Origin of the sequence: Pontibacter kalidii (genome assembly GCF_026278245.1) — a bacterium.
Lineage (GTDB): Bacteria > Bacteroidota > Bacteroidia > Cytophagales > Hymenobacteraceae > Pontibacter > Pontibacter kalidii.
In genome coordinates this window covers 4,189,962-4,207,298 of the sequence record NZ_CP111079.1, presented here as the reverse complement: position 1 = coordinate 4,207,298, position 17,337 = coordinate 4,189,962, and the positions used below count along the sequence as shown (strand labels likewise).

13 protein-coding genes are annotated in these 17,337 nt (G+C 54.1%); 7 read left to right on the top strand and 6 right to left on the bottom strand.

What is annotated here, in order from left to right; genetic code table 11:
- Positions 1-66: 66 nt before the first annotated feature.
- Both fumC and OH144_RS17625 read right to left on the bottom strand, forming a co-directional pair.
- Positions 67-1,464: a class II fumarate hydratase gene (fumC, locus tag OH144_RS17630; protein ID WP_266203593.1), complete on the bottom strand. Its 1,398-nt coding sequence runs from the start codon at positions 1,462-1,464 to the stop codon at positions 67-69.
- A 1,069-nt stretch (positions 1,465-2,533) separates the two neighbouring features.
- Positions 2,534-3,250, bottom strand: coding sequence for a hypothetical protein (locus OH144_RS17625; protein ID WP_266203592.1), 717 nt, complete (start codon positions 3,248-3,250; stop codon positions 2,534-2,536).
- A gap of 172 nt (positions 3,251-3,422) precedes the next feature.
- Between OH144_RS17625 and OH144_RS17620 the strand changes: the two genes are divergently transcribed.
- The 7 genes from OH144_RS17620 to OH144_RS17590 all read left to right on the top strand — a co-directional run bounded on the left by OH144_RS17620 (position 3,423) and on the right by OH144_RS17590 (position 14,539).
- Positions 3,423-3,557, top strand: a complete 135-nt coding sequence (locus OH144_RS17620; protein ID WP_266203591.1) for a hypothetical protein — start codon at positions 3,423-3,425, stop codon at positions 3,555-3,557.
- Positions 3,558-3,739: 182 nt separating this feature from the next.
- Complete coding sequence (locus OH144_RS17615) at positions 3,740-6,658, top strand: CHASE domain-containing protein (protein ID WP_266203590.1); 2,919 nt, start codon at positions 3,740-3,742, stop codon at positions 6,656-6,658.
- Between the two features lie 74 nt (positions 6,659-6,732).
- Positions 6,733-8,112: a DNA repair protein RadA gene (gene radA, locus OH144_RS17610; RefSeq protein WP_266203589.1), complete on the top strand. Its 1,380-nt coding sequence runs from the start codon at positions 6,733-6,735 to the stop codon at positions 8,110-8,112.
- 430 nt (positions 8,113-8,542) lie between these two features.
- Complete coding sequence (locus OH144_RS17605; protein ID WP_266203588.1) at positions 8,543-9,961, top strand: TlpA family protein disulfide reductase; 1,419 nt, start codon at positions 8,543-8,545, stop codon at positions 9,959-9,961.
- Between the two features lie 1,281 nt (positions 9,962-11,242).
- Positions 11,243-12,424: a baeRF3 domain-containing protein gene (locus tag OH144_RS17600; protein ID WP_266203587.1), complete on the top strand. Its 1,182-nt coding sequence runs from the start codon at positions 11,243-11,245 to the stop codon at positions 12,422-12,424.
- A 123-nt stretch (positions 12,425-12,547) separates the two neighbouring features.
- Positions 12,548-13,570 (top strand): SPASM domain-containing protein, encoded by a 1,023-nt coding sequence (locus OH144_RS17595; protein WP_266203586.1) that lies wholly within the window; start codon positions 12,548-12,550, stop codon positions 13,568-13,570.
- Positions 13,571-13,603: 33 nt separating this feature from the next.
- Positions 13,604-14,539 (top strand): mechanosensitive ion channel family protein, encoded by a 936-nt coding sequence (locus OH144_RS17590; RefSeq protein ID WP_266203585.1) that lies wholly within the window; start codon positions 13,604-13,606, stop codon positions 14,537-14,539.
- A 64-nt stretch (positions 14,540-14,603) separates the two neighbouring features.
- On the opposite strand, the gene OH144_RS17585 is transcribed toward OH144_RS17590, so the two are convergent.
- The 4 genes from OH144_RS17585 to OH144_RS17570 form a co-directional block, all read right to left on the bottom strand.
- Entirely contained in the window at positions 14,604-14,942 is a 339-nt protein-coding gene (locus OH144_RS17585) for a hypothetical protein (protein WP_266203584.1), read from the bottom strand.
- Positions 14,943-15,089: 147 nt separating this feature from the next.
- A complete protein-coding gene (locus tag OH144_RS17580; RefSeq protein ID WP_266203583.1) occupies positions 15,090-15,269 on the bottom strand; it encodes a FeoB-associated Cys-rich membrane protein in 180 nt (59 codons plus the stop codon).
- A 31-nt stretch (positions 15,270-15,300) separates the two neighbouring features.
- Positions 15,301-16,104, bottom strand: coding sequence for an inositol monophosphatase family protein (locus OH144_RS17575; RefSeq protein ID WP_266203582.1), 804 nt, complete (start codon positions 16,102-16,104; stop codon positions 15,301-15,303).
- A complete protein-coding gene (locus OH144_RS17570; protein WP_266203581.1) occupies positions 16,101-17,336 on the bottom strand; it encodes an Lnb N-terminal periplasmic domain-containing protein in 1,236 nt (411 codons plus the stop codon). The genes OH144_RS17575 and OH144_RS17570 overlap by 4 nt, the downstream gene beginning before the upstream one ends.
- Position 17,337 lies beyond the last annotated feature (1 nt).

Genomic DNA, 17,337 nt, shown 5'->3' with positions numbered 1-17,337 from the left:
GCTGCTTTTCCTTTGTCTATAACACAAGTACAAAATCGTGTGTCGAAGTACGAGATACGTGAAAGGCTACTTTTTCAAGCTGCCGATCATGTCCTCCGGCTTCACCCACTCGTCGTACTGCTCGTTGGTGAGCAGGCCAAGGGCGATGGCTGCCTGGCGAAGCGTGGTGCCTTCCTTGTGCGCCTTCTTTGCGATCTTGGCGGCGTTGTCGTAGCCGATGTGCGGGTTCAGGGCCGTTACCAGCATCAGTGAGTTCTCCAGGTTCTCTTTGATGCGGGCCGTGTTCGGCTCAATACCTACGGCGCAGTGCTTGTCGAACGAGTCGCAGGCGTCGCCGATCAGCTGGGCGCTCATCAGCAGGTTAAAGATCATCACCGGCTTAAACACGTTCAACTCAAAATGGCCGTTCATGCCACCCACCGAGATCGCCACGTCGTTTCCGATCACCTGCGCGCAAACCATCGTCATGGCCTCCGCCTGTGTTGGGTTTACTTTACCTGGCATGATAGAAGAACCGGGCTCGTTTTCCGGGATCAGGATCTCAGCAATACCTGAACGCGGGCCGGAAGCCAGCAGACGGATATCGTTGGCGATCTTCATCAGCGATACAGCCAGTTGCTTCAGTGCGCCGGAGGTTTCCACCATGGCATCGTGTGCGGCCAGCGCCTCGAATTTGTTAGGAGCCGTACGGAAGTCGTGGCCCGCGTACTTGGAGATCTTCTCAGCCACCAGTTCCGCGTAGCCAGCCGGTGTGTTCAGGCCGGTACCTACGGCAGAGCCGCCCAGCGCCAGGTCCTTCAGGTGGTCGAGCGTGTTTTCCAGTGCCTTCATGCCGTACTCCAGCTGCTTCACGTAGCCAGACAGTTCCTGGCCCAATGTCAGCGGCGTGGCATCCATCAGGTGCGTACGGCCAATCTTCACCACATTCATAAACTCCTCTGACTTGGCCTTCAGCGTGTCGTGCAGCTTCTTCACCATTGGTAGCGTGTGCTCCACCACTTTCTTGTAAGCAGCAATGTGCATGGCTGTCGGGAAAGTATCGTTTGAGGATTGCGACTTGTTCACATCGTCGTTCGGGTGGATCTTCTTTTTCTCGTCCAGCAGGTTGCCGCCCAGCAGCACGTGCGCACGGTTGGCCACCACCTCGTTCACGTTCATGTTCGACTGCGTGCCTGAGCCGGTCTGCCACACCACCAGCGGGAACTGGTCATTCAGCTTGCCCTCCAGTATCTCATCGCATACGGTAGAGATGATATCTGCTTTCTCCTGCGCCAGCACACCCAGCTCGGCGTTAGCCTGTGCCGCCGATTTCTTAAGTATAGCGAAGGCCTCGATCACCTCCTGCGGCATCTGCTGCCCGCCGATGGTAAAGTTTTGCTTAGAGCGCTGTGTCTGGGCGCCCCAGTATTTGTCTGCAGGCACCTCCACAGGGCCCATCGTGTCTTTCTCTACGCGAACTTGCATATCGTTTATACTTAGGTTTAAAGGATTATCTGTACGTAGCAAAACTACAAAAAAATACACTTGAGTGCAGGGATGTGCTTATTTTGTTGCGAGTGGAGGTGTTCAGGCAAAATCAGCAAAGTTTCCTTCAGTTACCGGGATAAGATGCCCCCGCTGCCCGGACAGGTCGCAACCTGTCCCTACAAAGTATAAATCCACTCCCGAGAGCAGCGACTTACTTATGGCGCAGGCGTCCGCTTGTGCCTTACCCACCCCTGGCCCCTCCGAGGAGGGGAATTCAGCCCTCCCCTAAGAACAGGGGAGGAATCTATCTGGAATTCTAAAGAGATCTCTCCCACAGGTCGAGATGACAAACTGCCGCAGCTATCGAATCTGATCCCAGTCTTTGGGTTGAGCGCCTATGCGAGTTTTTCCGGTGACGAACGTAAGTGAGGCAGCCCGAGGTACGAGGGCAGGAAAAGCTCCCAGCGCGATGCCCGAAGACGAGCCCTCTCGGGCTGGAGAGCACCACAATCGGAAATGAAACAATGCAGGTTGTAAGGCTGTGGATGAACGGCAGTTAGCAAGTATAGCTTGTATCAAGCTGAAGGAAGCAGCGGCTATGCAAGTATAAATAGGAACTGTTGTTCAGAAGGCAACCTGAAAGGAAACGCTTATAGCAGCTTGCCCACAAGATCCTTTCAGGATGACAAAAGAGGGACGGTGTTGTCGCTGTAATTGGCAAGTATAGCAGCAAGTATAAATAGAGTAGAAAGTATAAACAGAGTAGAAAGTATAGCCCAAGTATAAAGCACGGCTCTGCGAGCCAGCCAGGTTGCAAACCCAACGAATATAAAGACACGGGCTGCAAGCCCGCGCCAGCGAGAGAAGGCACAAGCGGACGCTTGCGCCAGAGAAAGTATAAGATATGGCCGAAGTATAAAATATGGCTTACACGGACGTGGAGATCCGCAGCAGATGGGGGTAGGGCCCCTCTTTAAGGTTCCGGACACGGTTGTACGGAACAGCAATGGAAGGGCAACGGCTAAGGAACTATAAGTATAGCTGAAGTTTAAATATGGCTGCCCCCTTACCTAATCACCCGGTGCCCCGATTCCTCGGCCAGCAGCGCGATCATCTCCAGCTGCACCGGCTTCAAGTAAGTCGTGTTGAAGTTGGTCTTGTCGGTAAAGGATACCAGGTACTCTCCCTCTGCGCCCAGGTAATGTATACTTTCGATCTCCTGCATGGTGTAAGAGCGGTGCTCCAGCAGCAGGTTCGTTATCTCGATCCTGTTCTCGTCTATGTCTACGTGCCAGCGCATGGCATGCCACGCAATCACCCCGGACACCAGCAGCATTACCGCTAGCAGCATGTTATACATACGGTTGGAGTTTCTGCCTTCCAGGCGGTTCATATACCTCCTGTACAGCTCCTGCTCCTGACCCAGCAGCGTGCCCTGCACCAGGCGCAGCGGTATAATGGCCAGCGTGAGGCCCAGCAGCAGGCCCGGCGCAAAAAGCGCCCTGAAGTTGGGCGTAAGCACATGCAGGTGCTCCTTGGAGGCATGGATGATGCTGGATAAGATGGCCAGCAGACCAGCACTGAACACGGACAGCACACAGGCGAAAAAGAAGTAGACGATGGTCAGCTTCAACTCTTTTTTCTGCATGTACTTCACCTCCTCCGCCGTCAAGGCGTCCTCCTCCCCCACCGGAGAAAGGCGGCGCAGCGCGTAACGTACAACCGGCAGCAGCACGGCTACGGCAAAAAAGGCAATCAACAGGCTTTTGAGTATCTCAAGCATAGGGTAAGCAATTAGGACCCAAAGTTAACACCCTATCCTCAAATTCCGATACATATTAACCTTGCAGCCATACCTGCCGCCGTAGCGCCATCCGTCTTCCTTATACGCCAATGAAGTATGGGCACCCAACCAGGTAGCAAAAGAATTGCGGCATAACCCTCGTTTCTAAAGTATGGCACAGCCAAAATGCAGCAGTGGCGAACAACAGGACAGGCTTATTGTTATCCCCCTTAGGCTGTTTGGAGCATGGTTTAAGGCCTCTTTATTACCTGAAGTATATCAAAATAATAATAAAAATACGGGTTAGGGAATGAGGTGGGATTATACTTATTCTTTGTACCTTCTGGCTGCCTTTTGCTATCTATTATTGAACTTTTTGTGTTGGCAGATGACTTTGTTTTTTATACATTTGAAGAAGATCATACGTTACCGGGCTTGTATGAATAGCGATGGCCTTGCCAGCCGTCTCCCGGTTTTAACTCACAACACATGAAACTTGCCAAGCTGGCTTCTTTTGTAAGGGATTACTTCATAGCGATTTTCTCTTTTCTGCTCATCTTCCTGCTTACGCTTTTCACTTACACAGAAACCAAGAAGAAGTCAGACGAGCGAAGCGCTAAACTGTTCTCTATGCGCACCGAGCAGGTGACAGAGGCCATCGACAAGCGCATGCGCGATTACATCCAGATTCTGCTTGGGGGCAAGGCCCTGTTCATCTCCTCCGATACCGTGACGCGTGAGAACTGGAAAAGCTACTACGAAACCCTGAGGCTGGACGAAAGCTACCCTGGCCTGCAGGGCTTTGGGTATACCCACGTGGTAAGGCCAGCGGAAGTGGAGCAGCACGTGAGCCAGATCCGCCGCGAAGGTTTCGAGAACTACCGCATCACGCCCGAGGGCAAGCGCGATCTTTACACCGCCATTGTTTTCCTGGAGCCCTTTACCGACCGTAACCTGCGTGCCTTCGGGTATGATATGTACAGTGAGCCGGTGCGCCAGTCGGCCATGCGCATTGCCCGCGACACAAGGCAGCCCACGCTGTCGGGGAAGGTGCGGCTGGTGCAGGAAACGGGCCAGGACGAGCAGGCCGGCTTCCTGATTTACCTGCCCGTGTACCAGAACAATGCGGAGCCGGAGTCTATTAAAGAGCGGCAGCGACTAATAAAGGGTTTCGTGTACAGCCCCTTCCGGGCCAAAGACCTGATGACCTCGGTACTTACCCACAGCTTTGATGACATCGATGTGGAAGTATACGACGGCAGCGAGCCCTCTAAGGCCAACCTGCTTTTTGCCACAGGCTCCCAGCTATACTATGGCAGCAACGATCGGGAGCACAGCAACCTGAGCACCATCACCATCGGCAACCATACCTGGCGGCTGTACGTCTCGGCAAAAGATAGTTTTGGGCGCACCGCGGAGTCGGATTTGCCCTACTTTATACTTTTGGGCGGCATCATCATCAGCTTGCTCATGTTCTTCATCATCTGGTCGCTTTCCAACACGCGCCGCTCCAACAGCCTGAAGCAGACTATTACCGACAACGCCACGGCGGCCCTGTTTATACTCGACTCGAAGGGGTACTGCACGTTCATGAACCCGGCCGCAGAGGAAATGACCGGCTATACGTTGGAGGATATGCGGAAGAAGACACTGCACGAGATGATGCACTACAAGCACCCGGACGGCTCGCCTTTCCCAGCGGAAGAGTGCCTGATGCACAGTTCCCTGATCAACGTAACGCCATTGAGGGGCTATGAGGATATGTTCATTCGCAAAGATGGCACTTTCTTTAACGTGTCGTGCTCAGTGCAGCCAATGGGAGAGAGCGGCAGCGAGAGCTTTGCCATTATTGAGGTGCGGGACATTACCGACGAGAAGCATGCCCAGCAGGCTATTGTCGAGAGTGAGGCCCGCTTCCGCACCATGGCCGACAACGCCCCGGTAATGATCAAGATCATGGACGATGCCACCAACTTCATGTACGTGAACAAGCAGTGGCTCGACTTTACGGGCTACAGCTTTGAGGACACGATCAACATGAGCTGGAAAGAGGTGGTTCATCCCGATGATGTGGAGCGGAAGGAAGCCGTGACCCTGCAGGCGATAAAAGACCACCGCCCTTTCAGGATAGAGTTCAGGATGCGCCGCTTTGACGGGGAGTACCGTTGGATGGTGGCAACGAATACCCCGCGTTTCGGCGCCAACGATGAGTTCCAGGGGTTCATTGGCTCTGTGATCGATATCACGGAGATAAAAGAGGCCGAGCGTAAGGTGAAGCAGAACGCAGAACTGCTGCAGAAGCTGTTCCTGGAGGTGCCGGCGGTGGTAGGCCTGGTGCGGGCCCAGGATTTCCAGTACGTGCTGGCCAACCCGGAGTACCGCAAATTGTACGGCAACCGTCCGTTGGTGGGCAAAACCATTTACGAGGCCCACTCCGAGGAGGAGGGGCGCGGCTTCTTCAACCGCCTGGAGCAGGTCTTCGAGACGGGTGTACCCTTTGTCGGAAACGAGGTGTCTACCGCCATCGACTTTAGGAACAACGGCGAGCTGGTGTACGGCTACTTTAACCTGGTGTACCAGCCGCTGGTGGACGAGAACGGCAAAATAGAGGCCGTGCTGCTGTTTGCCGTGGAGGTGACGGAGCTGGTGAATGCCCGGAAGGCACTCGTGCTCACCAACGATGAGCTGAGCGGTAAGAACAACGAGCTGCTGCGCATCAACAACGACCTTGACAACTTTGTCTACACTGCCTCCCACGACCTGAAGTCGCCGATCGCCAATATGGAGGGGCTGGTTACGCTGCTGCGCGACATCCTGCAAGGCAAGCTGCACGGCGAGGACATGCAGGTGCTGGACATGGTGCAGAGCTCGATCAACAAGCTGAAGGGCACTATCGCCGACCTGGCCGAGATCACCAAGGTGCAGAAGGAGCTGCAGTCTGCCATGGAGCCGCTCCTGTTCGAGCACATGCTGCAGGACATCACCTCCGACCTCGGCACAGTAATGGAAGAGCATGGGGCGGTGCTGCACACAGACCTGCAGGTGAAGAACATCCTCTACGCCCGCAAGAACCTGCGCAGTATCATCTACAACCTGGTCAGCAACGCCATTAAGTATAAATCCCCGGACCGCAAACCGGAGATCAACCTCAGAACGTATGAGCAGGGCGATTACGTGGTGCTGGAGGTGCAGGACAACGGCCTGGGCATTAAAAAGGAGCAGCAGCACAAGCTCTTTACCATGTTCAAGCGCCTGCACACGCACGTGGAGGGCACCGGCATCGGCCTCTACATCGTGAAGCGCATTATAGAGAACAACGGCGGCAAAATAGAAGTAGAAAGCGAGCATGGCAAGGGTACTACCTTCAGGGTATACTTCAGGCAGGTGCCCGTAGAGCAGGAAGTATAGGTTGATGATTTGAAGCTCTGGAAATTATCCCCCTGTTTACCTATTGGCTCATTCACTCATTCAGAATTAACTAAATGGCTAAGATAAAGACATCCTACTTCTGCCAGAACTGCGGCGCCCAGTCGGCCAAGTGGATCGGCAAGTGCCCGGCCTGCGGCGAGTGGAACACTTACGTGGAAGAGGTGGTGCAGCGCGAGGAGGTAACGCCCACCACCGCCTGGAAGGTGGGCAGCAGCACGGCGCAGGTATCCAACAAGCCCAAGCCCATTGCCGACATCAGCTACCAGGAGCAGCAGCGTGTCGTGACGCAGGACCAGGAGCTGAACCGGGTGCTGGGCGGCGGCATTGTGCCGGGCTCTATGGTGCTGATTGGCGGCGAGCCGGGCATCGGTAAAAGTACGCTGATGCTGCAGATCGCCCTGAGCCTGCAGGGGCTGAAGGTGCTCTACGTGAGCGGCGAGGAGAGCGAGCAGCAGATAAAAATGCGCGCCGAGCGCCTCATGGCCCAAACCTCCGACTGCTTTATCCTGACCGAGACCGGCACGCAGAACATCTTTAAGCAAGTGGAACTGGTGCGGCCGCAGGTGCTCATCATCGACTCTATCCAGACCCTCCACTCCTCTTTTATAGAGGCTGGCGCGGGCAGCGTGAGCCAGGTGCGCGAGTGTACCGCCGAGCTGCTGAAGTTCGCCAAAGAGAGCGGCACGCCCGTTTTCCTGATCGGCCACATCACCAAAGAGGGCAACCTGGCGGGGCCAAAGATACTGGAGCACATGGTAGACACGGTGCTGCAGTTCGAAGGCGACCGCCACATGACCTACCGCATCCTGCGCACTACAAAAAATCGCTTTGGCTCCACCTCGGAGCTGGGCATCTATGAGATGATGGGCTCCGGGCTGCGGGAGGTGAGCAACCCGTCAGAGATCCTGATCTCGCAGCGCGAGGACGCTTTTAGCGGCATCAGTATAGGCGCCACGCTGGAGGGCAACCGCCCGCTGCTGATAGAGGTGCAAAGCCTGGTGAGCCCTGCTACCTATGGCACGCCGCAGCGCACCAGCACCGGCTTCGATGCCAAGCGCCTGAACATGCTGCTGGCCGTGCTGGAGAAGCGCGGCGGCTACCGCCTCGGCGCCCAGGACGTGTTCCTGAACATTGCCGGCGGCCTGAAAGTGGAAGACCCCGCGCTGGATTTAGCCGTGTGCGCCTCCATCCTCTCCTCTTTCGAGGACATGCCGATCTCCAACACCGCCTGCTTTGCCGCAGAGGTAGGCTTGGGCGGCGAGGTGCGCGCCGTAAACCGCGTGGAGAACCGCATCACGGAGGCCGAAAAGCTGGGCTTTACCGATATCTACATCTCCAAGTATAACAAGAAAGGCGTGGACCTGAGTAAGTTCTCCATCAACGTGCATGCGTATGGGCGACTGGAGGAGGTGTTCGCAAGCTTGTTCGGCTAAGCGCTCCTGTAAAGTATGAATTTGACTATTTCTCAGCCACAGGTATGAAGGAACGCAGGTATAGCAGCCTGCGTTTTTTTTGTACTGTTCTTGGTTAGTGTCTGTTCTGCCGCCAAGTATAAAGCTTGATAGAGTACAAGTGTCTTTATGTAGAGGAGTGATTAACCTGTATACTTTAATTTGCCTTTACCTGTGCTTTGGTTTGTCCTTTGGCTATTATTAAAGTATAAGTTAGTAATCAAAGCAGTTGCTGGCCATATGTTTAACAAAGCTTTTCTTATTAACTTCCTGTAAAACTATAAATTTAACCTTGCATCGGAATTTTGTTGTTGGTTGATGTTGTTCAAAGTTATATTATTACTGCTGCGGATGCTCTGTGTAGTATAGTAATGGTATAATTCCTTTAGCCAAAGAAAAACAATATCTCCTGATGAAACAGATTTACATGCTGCTGTCAGCCTTTCTGCTGCTGGCTACCAACCAGCTCCTCGCCCAGAACACAGCCATCATCAGTGGCAAAATCTCCAGCCCCCTCTCCGATCAGGTAGAGCTCATCATCTATCCCAACCCGCTGCTGCCGGAGGAGGTGAAGACGGAGGTAAAGCTCGACAGGAATTCCTTTTGGCTGGAGGTGCCGGTGCAGAAGCCTCTGGTAGCCGAGCTGGTGCATGGCGATGAAGTGGCGCAGGTATACCTGGAGCCTGGCTACGAGCTACAACTGAGCTCCAACGGCAAGAGCTTCCTAAAGTCGCTGATCTATAGAGGCAAAGGTGCTAATGAGAATAACTACCTGGCAAAGTATACCTATCGTTTCGAGGAAGAGGAAGAGTACCAGGTGCTGCCGGATAACATCAAGCTACAGGAAAAGGAGTTCACGCAGTTCTTAAATTACCGCCGCGAGGACCAGCTGGGTAGTTTTGAGAAGTATAGCGGTAAAATGGAGGTCTCAGAGGAGTTCAGAGCGTTTCTGCTGGCCGAGATCGACTTTAGCTATGCCATAGACAAGCTGGGTTACCACCCGCTGCGCCAGCAGATAATGCAAGTATCGCTCACCAGGCCATCGGCGGCGTTTTATGATTACCTGCACCACCTGGACCTGCAGAAGCCTACTAACCTGCTAAGCCCGTCTTTCCAGAATTTCCTGCGCAGCTACACGGCATACTTTGCGAAGGAGGCTGGCTATACGGAGAAGGATCCGCTGTATTACAAAGCCCGTTATGATGTGGCGGAGCAGAAGCTGCAGGGGCAGGTAAAGCTGCTGGCGCAGGCGCAGGTGCTCAAGCAGTCGGTGCAACAGGGGCATTTGAAGTATACCGAACTGATGCTTCGGGACTTTAACGCCAAAAACCGGGAGGAAGCTGTGAGCGCTTACCTTGCCGGTCTGCTCAGCGAGAACAGCACGTTGGTCGCCGGCGGGCAAGCGCCTGATTTTAAGCTCAACGACATCAACGGCGACACCATTTCGCTCAGCGATTTTAAAGGAAGTTTGGTTTATCTGAACTTTTGGCGTAGCGATTGTGGTTTGTGCCACGTGGAACTGCCGCACCTGCAGCGCCTCACCGGTAAAATGGGTAACCACAAGATCGTTTTCCTGAATGTGGCCATAGGCGACAACGAGGAGCAGTGGCGGAAGCTGGTGGAGAAAAAGGAGCTGCAGGGCGAGCACGTGCTGGCAAAGGGTGCAGCTGCCGAACTGGCAAAACGCTATGGCCTGAAAGACGTGCCCGCCTACTTCCTGCTGGATGAGGAAGGCCGGTTTATCTCCCTGAAAGCCCGCCGCCCCAGCGACTATGAGGCGGCTAACGATATCTTGCGGCATCTGGAGGTGCGGCAGGCCTCACTTAAATAGACATTTCGTTCACAGTTTATACCCAGCCCGGCTTCCCGACAGGAGCCGGGCTTTTTTTTTGCTCGTCACTGTAGTGCCGGGTCCAACCACCTCTACCCATCATCACCTCACCCCAGCCCTCTCCTTTTCTCGAGAGCCCCTACTCCAAAACAGGAGAGGGAGTTTCTGATACCGGGTCCAACCACCCCTGCCCCTCCTTGTCCAAGGAGGGGAGCTTGTAATTGCTTTGTCTAAAGTATGAACTCCGATTCTGTTGGTATTGCGCGGACAGGTCGCGACCTGTCCCTACAAAGTATGGAACCCACCCCGGAAGGGAATCCTGCTCTTTCGGATTTGCAATCCGGAAATATAATAGCCGTGGATTTGTAATTTGCCATAGCAAAGGCAGTAGCTACGGACAGAAAAGCGGATTGCAAATCCGCAGGTAACAGCGTCCCGGATTGCAAATCCGGAACAGCAGGACAACAAAGTATAAACCCACCCCTAACCCCTCCGAGGAGGGGAATTCTGTAGCACCAAGCCCTGTCATCCCGAATAAAATGAGGGATTTACCGGGAATTCTAAAGAGATCTCTTATTTCATTCGAGATGACAGTAAGGCCGTAGCTATCGAAAACTGATCCCAGTCCTTGGGTTGAGCGCCTATGCGAGTTTTTCCGGTGCCGCAGGCAGCCCGAGGTACGAGGGCAGGAAAAGCTCCCAGTGCGATGCCAAAGGACGAGCCCTCTCGGGCTGGAGAGCACCAAAGCAGGAAATGCAACTGTAGGTTGGTAAGTCTGGAGGATGAACGGCAGCTAGCAAGGATAGCTTGTGTCAAAAAGAGGGAAGCAGCGGCTAGGAAAGTATAGCCCAAATATGAAGTATGGCTCTGCGACCTAGCCGGGTTGCAAACCTGACATCATAGCAGGACACGAGTTGCAAACGCGCGCCAGCGAAGAATGCAGCCCAGGTAAAGGCACAAGCAAACGCTTGCACCAGTAAAGCGGCTATGATAGTATAGCAGACACAAGAATAGAAGTATAGCCAAAGTATAAAGTATGGCTCTCCAAGCCAATCGAGTTGCAAACACAACACCACAGTAGGACACGGGTCTGAAGGATTGCGCCAGAGAGTTATAAAAGTATATAGCCTGCTTCAACCGCTGCGCCAGCAAATGCAAACTCCCTCAAAATAACCGTTGAATGTTTTGCTGCGTACTTAAACCCTACACCTCCGCATGGTTCGGGGTGCTATGAAAGCAAATTTGAAGTAATAAATACCCTACTTTTTAACCCCAAATAATATGGCATTAATCAATAAGAGTGACATTGAGAAGCTGCTGAATGTGCAGAACAACACACAGAATGCTTTGTGTATCTCTCTTTACATCCCCACGCATCGTGCCGGGCACGAAACCCTCAATGGTCAGGACCATATCTTATTCAAGAACAAACTTAGAGAGGCACGTGCCCTGCTGCAAAGGCACGATGTGCCCGAAGCCGAGATTGAGCAGTACCTGAAGCCAGCCGAAGAGCTCCTGAACGACAACAGTTTCTGGCGTCACCAGGCAGAGGGGCTCGCCGTTTTCCTTACCAAAGGCTTTTCGGCCCATTATACCCTCCCCTTCACTATGCCAGAGGTAGTGTATGTGCTCGACCAGTTTTACCTGACACCGATGTTGCCGATCCTGAGTCAGAACGGCCGCTTCTTCATACTTAGCCTGTATCGCGAGAAAGTAGCCTTCTTCGAGGCAACCATCGAGCGGATCAGGCAGATAGATATTAGCTCCTTTGTGCCGGAGACGATGAACAAGGCCCTGAAGTTCGACGTGAAAGGCAACGACCAGGACTTTACCCACTCCACCACTACCGTAAACGGCTCTAATATTGTGCACGGCCCGGGCAGCACGAAAGGCGATGAAGAACACGAGCGTGTGCGTGAGTTTGTGATAGAGATAGACAACAGCATGCAAAAGATACTGCATGATGCGCACGAGCCCCTCGTGCTGGCCGGTGTAGACCACTACTGCAGCCTCTACAAGCAACACAGCAAGTATAAGCATATCGTGCCTCAGAACATCAACGTGAACGAGGGCATTGATACCATGAACTCACTACATGAGAAAGCGCTGGCTATCATGAAGCCGATGATGCAGCAGGGCCACAACGACTCGCTGACCCGATACCAGAACGTAGCCGGAACAGGCGCCACCTCCGAGGATGTTGCCACAGTGGCGGCAGAGGCCGTGCATGGCCGCGTGGATACACTATTCATCACTCCGAGCCAACCTGTTTGGGGGAAGTATGACGCTAAAAGCGCTACTGCCGAGATACACAACGAGTATAAGCGCGGCGATGACGACCTGATAAACCTGGCAGCCATTAAAACACTGGCACAGGGCGGCAAAGTGTTCGTGAGCAGCTATAACGGGCTAACAGAGTCTGCCGATGGAAGTGCCAGCGTAAAGGCGCTTTTCAGGTACTAAATGGCCACTCTTTTGGCTGTTAGCGGCAAAAAGTATAATTTAGTGGGGCAGCCAGAGCGGCTGCCCCTTTATTTTGGCAGAAAGCAGTACCTCTAGCTGCTGCCATAGCACCTGTATACTTCTATGGCACTTCATTTAGCCGATGGGTTTAACTTTTTATCAAAACTGACGCCGCTGCGCGCGCTGAATGCGCTGCAGGTGGTAGGCAGTTACCTATACTCCAAGCTCACCGGCAAGGCAACGCACTGGGGCTACCCGCTCAGCATCTCGCTGGAGCCCACTACCTCCTGCAACCTGCGTTGCCCGGAGTGCCCCAGCGGCCTGCGCTCCTTCTCCCGCCCCACCGGCATGCTGCAGAACGAGCTCTTTAAAGACACCATAGACCAGCTGCACCGTCGGCTGATGTACCTGATCTTCTATTTCCAGGGCGAGCCCTACCTGCATAAGAGCTTTCTGGAGCTGGTAAAGTATGCCTCGGACCGTGGCATCTACACGGCCACCTCCACCAACGCGCACTTCCTCGACGACGCCACCGCCCGGAAAACCGTGGAGTCGGGGCTGGACAGGCTCATCGTGTCGATAGACGGCACCACGCAGGAAACGTACGCTGCCTACCGTGTGGGGGGCAAGCTGGAGAAAGTGCTTGAGGGCACGCGCAACGTGGTGAAGTGGAAGAAGGAGCTGAAGTCGAAGACGCCGCACATCATGTTCCAGTTTCTGGTGGTGCGCCCCAACGAGCATCAGCTGGAGGACGTGAAAGAGCTGGCAAAGGAGCTGGGTGTGGATGAGGTGGTGTTCAAGACGGCGCAGATATACGACTATGAGAACGGCTCTCCGCTTATCCCGACAATAGATTATTACTCCAGGTACAGCAACAACGGCAACGGCAGCTACAGCATCAAAAACAAGCTGCTCAACCACTGCTGGAAGATGTGGCACTCCTGCGTGATCACCTGGGACGGCTTGGTGGTGCCCTGCTGCTTTGACAAGGACGCCGAGTACCGCCAGGGCGACCTGCAGCGGCAGAGCTTTGCCCAGGTGTGGCGCGGCGAGAAGTATAATTCGTTCAGGCAGCAGGTGCTGCGCTCCCGCAGCGAGGTGGAGATGTGCCGCAACTGCACCGAGGGCACGAAGGTATGGGCTTAGACTTTTGGATCGATATCAACTTGAACACACTTTATGAAAGACATTAACGATGCCCTGGAGCTGCTGTTGAGTAAGCTGGAGGCCTGGGGCAAGCATGCCGTGCTGCTGCTGCCGAACATCCTCGTGGCCCTGCTGGTGCTGGTCCTGACCTTCTTTCTGGCCAGAGTCATCCGCAACTCGCTGGGAAAAATCATAGGACGCTTCTCACATAGTACAGCCCTGAACAATCTGGCCCTCACGATCATCTACATCATCATGCTTAGCATTGGGTTCTTCATGGCGCTCAATGTGGTGGGGTTGGATAAGCTGGTTGTCTCGCTGCTGGCAGGTGTGGGTATTATAGGACTGGCGCTGGGCTTTGCCTTCCAGGATATTGCCGCCAACTTTATAGCAGGGATTATTATTGCCATACGCAAGCCATTCAGGGTGGGCGACTTCATCGAAACCAACGACTACACCGGCACGATAGAGCGTATCACGCTGCGCACCATCGACATACGGCAGGTAACAGGCGAGATGGTTTGGCTGCCAAACAAAATGGTGTTCGAGAACCCGGTTACCAATTTCTCTGTGCGCGGCACCCGGCGGGTAGACCTGGAGGTGGGGGTGTCGTATGGGGAAGACCTGGAACGGGTGCAGCAGGTGGTGATAGAGGCGCTGCAGGAGGTGAAAAACCGTGTGAAGGGCAAGGAGATCCAGGTGATGTATGACGCCTTCGGCGACAGTTCCATCAACTTTAAGGCCCGTTTCTGGATTCACTACAAAAAGCAGCTGGACTACATAGCAGCCAAGAGCGATGCCATCATCAAGATCAAAAAGGCCTTTGATGAAAATGAGATCCTGATCCCGTTCCCGATCCGTACGCTGGATTTTGCTATAAAGGGAGGCGATAAGCTAAGTGAGGAGCTAAAGGCGGCCATGAGTGCCTCCGTTAAAAACGGGCAGCAACTTGGCGGAAGCAACCCCTAGGTGGCTTTGGCTTTATGCTTTAGCAGCAACAGGAAGGGCCGGTATTGCACCGGCCCTTCCTGTTTTACTTGTCATTCTTATCCAGGTTTTTGCCTAGATCCTCCACCTGCTTCAGGAACGTGTCCACATTCTCGTCGGCGTAAGGGCCGTACGAGTTGGAGATAGTTCCTTTCAGGCCGCTAGCAGTTTCCAGCGCGTAAAGTATAGACATGTCGTCCGGGTTGCTCTCGCCCTCAAAGCGATAGTGGTCCACGATACGCACCTGGTCTGGGGCAAAAGACTCCTTCTCTTCCATGGTACAGAGCTTTCCATCCCGCCCTACCTTAAAATCATACTTGTAGCCATCCTTGCGAAGGCGGTTCAGCACATTCACCAAAGATCTCTCTTCAACTTTATCTTGCATGGTATATCGTTTTAAGTGGTTCTACTCTTAAGTATAGAACTATACGCAAAAACAAAGTTTAGATACGGAGTTTGGTCACGAATAGTGCGTAGGGAGTGATGAATGGTGCTGCGTACCGGTGGCTGGCCAGGCCAAACCATTCATTGCTCATTGTTTATTGATCGCTGATTTCTCCAGGTCCTGCTGTATCTTCTTAAAGTCGATGGAGGAGCAGGCGCCGCAGCTCTTGGCGCAGCCGCTCTTGGCCGAGAACACCTGGTACACCATGCGCAGCATGTAGGCTACCGCCGCCAGAAAAATAAGCAGAATGAGGACTTGCTGGATCATACTTTAGAAACCTTTAAGAAGTATAAAAAGTTTAGGCCACGGGCTTTTTCCAGAACTCGCCGATGGTCTGCAGCATCTCCGGGTGCACGTTGCCGTTGCTGGCCACGATCTCCCGTCCAAAGACAACATCGCCATCCCCGGTAAATTTGCTGAGCCTTCCGCCGGCCTCCTGCACAATAATAACGCCTGCTGCCACGTCCCAGGCATTCAGGTTGTACTCGAAGAAGCCCTCGAAACGGCCGCAGGCCACGTATACCAGGTCCAGCGCAGCCGAGCCTATGCGCCGTATCCCATGCGACCGAGACATAAAAGCGCCCAGCACCTGCAGGTACTGCTGCGTCAGGCCAAAATCATAATAAGGAAAGCCGGTGGCGATAAGGCCATCCTGCAGGGCCGGGGCATCAGAAACCTTTATCGGTGTATCGTTGCAGAAGGCGCCGCCGCCTTTGTAGGCCCAGAAACACTCGTCGCGGTTCGGGTCGAACACGGTGCCCAGCACTACCTCCTCGCCGTCCATCAGGCCCACGCTCACGCAGTAGGCTGGCAGGCCGTGTATAAAGTTGGTGGTGCCGTCCAGGGGGTCGATTACCCAGTTAAGACGCTCGCCCCGGGTGGTGTCGGTGCCTTCCTCAGTAATGAAGCCGGCCTCGGGGAGCAGCTTGCGCAGGCCTTCCACCAGTTTCTGCTCCGCCTCCTTGTCCACATAAGAAACCAGGTCGTTAAAGCCCTTCTGCTCGATGCTGGAGCGCTCAAAGCCTTCTCCTTCCTTCTGTATAAAAGCGCCGACGCTGCGGCAAAGTATGTTCAGGTTGTTAGCCAGTTGGTTCAGGTTCATATCTTTTGTGCTATACTTTGTGGATGTGCCAGGGCTTGTGCCTTTTTAGAGAACCATACGGCGTAGGCGCCTCTAAGTACGGCGGCCACCATAATGGGCAGGAAAGCGGCATGGTACATTTGCGGCCACAGCGGCCAGCCGATAAGCGCCACGGTCGTGATGATGGCGGTAACCAGCATGTACTTGCGCACCCACTCCACAAGTATGATTTGGCCCAGGAAAAAGGCAACCACGGCATGTGTGGGGATGGCCCAGAGCAGGTTGAAGTTGTAGGCAGTGGCCTGGTGGTCGGTGGCAAACCAGAGCAGCAGCACCACAATGCCCAGCACGCCCAGCATAAAGAAGAACGCCATATCGAATACGCGGCTGCGGCGGCGTTTGATAAAATCCATCACCGTAAGGGCAACCACGATCAGCAGGAAAGTCCAGAACAACAGCTGTGGCGTAAACCAGCCGGCCTCTAGCGGCTGGGAAGGGTCGCGTTCAAAGATCACCTTCTGCTCCAGTGTCAGTGGCGCAGTCTTGCCATTCTGGGAGATGGTGGCGCTGCCTAAGCCTTTCGCCAAATAATCCGGCAGGAACATGTACTGGTAAGGCGTTGCCTCCTGATCGATGCGGGCACCCAGGGCTATGTCGATGCCGAAATCGCCCCACGGCTGCGGACCTAAGTATAAATCGATGAGGTTGCGGAAGCTGTAGCCTTTATCGAAGTGGCTGATGTTGAAGGCCAGTTGGTTGGGGAAGGTCGCTTCTATGCCGTCGCGGATGCGGGTGGCGCAGTTATCAAAGAAAAAATCGTAGAGGTAGAAGCGGTTCTCGGGCAGGTAGTTGTGCGTCAGGAAATTCCAGTACTGCTGCTTCTGCGCCTCGGTAAAATTGAACTCCTGCTCATACACCGAGCGGTTGTCCATGGTATAGCTGTACACGAAGTCGCGGAAGTGCGCTGCAGACAGCTTGTAGCGGAGCTTGCCCTGCGCGAACTTAAGGTAGAAGTTGGGCTCGTCGAAATCAAACGTGCCGTAGTTAAAGACCACGTCCATGCCGGTGGCCGGGTCGTTTACGCGCACGGCGCTGTGCCCGAAGATGGCGTACAGGTCAGGCCCCGGCGAGCAGGTGATGAGGCTGATCTTTGCCTCCGGCGAGAGCGCCATATCTTCAAACTGCGCCCAGGTTGGCAGGGTGAACATGCTGAGCAACAACGCCAGCGAGATCTTTTTCAGGTAATTCTTCATC

Coding starts and splice junctions, on each gene's coding strand:
- OH144_RS17620 (WP_266203591.1), top strand. CDS start 3,423: ATGGCACAGCCAAAATGCAGCAGTGGCGAACAACAGGACAGGCTTATT.
- OH144_RS17595 (WP_266203586.1), top strand. CDS start 12,548: ATGGCACTTCATTTAGCCGATGGGTTTAACTTTTTATCAAAACTGACG.
- OH144_RS17590 (WP_266203585.1), top strand. CDS start 13,604: ATGAAAGACATTAACGATGCCCTGGAGCTGCTGTTGAGTAAGCTGGAG.
- OH144_RS17615 (WP_266203590.1), top strand. CDS start 3,740: ATGAAACTTGCCAAGCTGGCTTCTTTTGTAAGGGATTACTTCATAGCG.
- fumC (WP_266203593.1), bottom strand. CDS start 1,464: ATGCAAGTTCGCGTAGAGAAAGACACGATGGGCCCTGTGGAGGTGCCT.
- OH144_RS17580 (WP_266203583.1), bottom strand. CDS start 15,269: ATGATCCAGCAAGTCCTCATTCTGCTTATTTTTCTGGCGGCGGTAGCC.
- OH144_RS17575 (WP_266203582.1), bottom strand. CDS start 16,104: ATGAACCTGAACCAACTGGCTAACAACCTGAACATACTTTGCCGCAGC.
- OH144_RS17600 (WP_266203587.1), top strand. CDS start 11,243: ATGGCATTAATCAATAAGAGTGACATTGAGAAGCTGCTGAATGTGCAG.
- OH144_RS17605 (WP_266203588.1), top strand. CDS start 8,543: ATGAAACAGATTTACATGCTGCTGTCAGCCTTTCTGCTGCTGGCTACC.
- radA (WP_266203589.1), top strand. CDS start 6,733: ATGGCTAAGATAAAGACATCCTACTTCTGCCAGAACTGCGGCGCCCAG.
- OH144_RS17585 (WP_266203584.1), bottom strand. CDS start 14,942: ATGCAAGATAAAGTTGAAGAGAGATCTTTGGTGAATGTGCTGAACCGC.
- OH144_RS17625 (WP_266203592.1), bottom strand. CDS start 3,250: ATGCTTGAGATACTCAAAAGCCTGTTGATTGCCTTTTTTGCCGTAGCC.
- OH144_RS17570 (WP_266203581.1), bottom strand. CDS start 17,336: ATGAAGAATTACCTGAAAAAGATCTCGCTGGCGTTGTTGCTCAGCATG.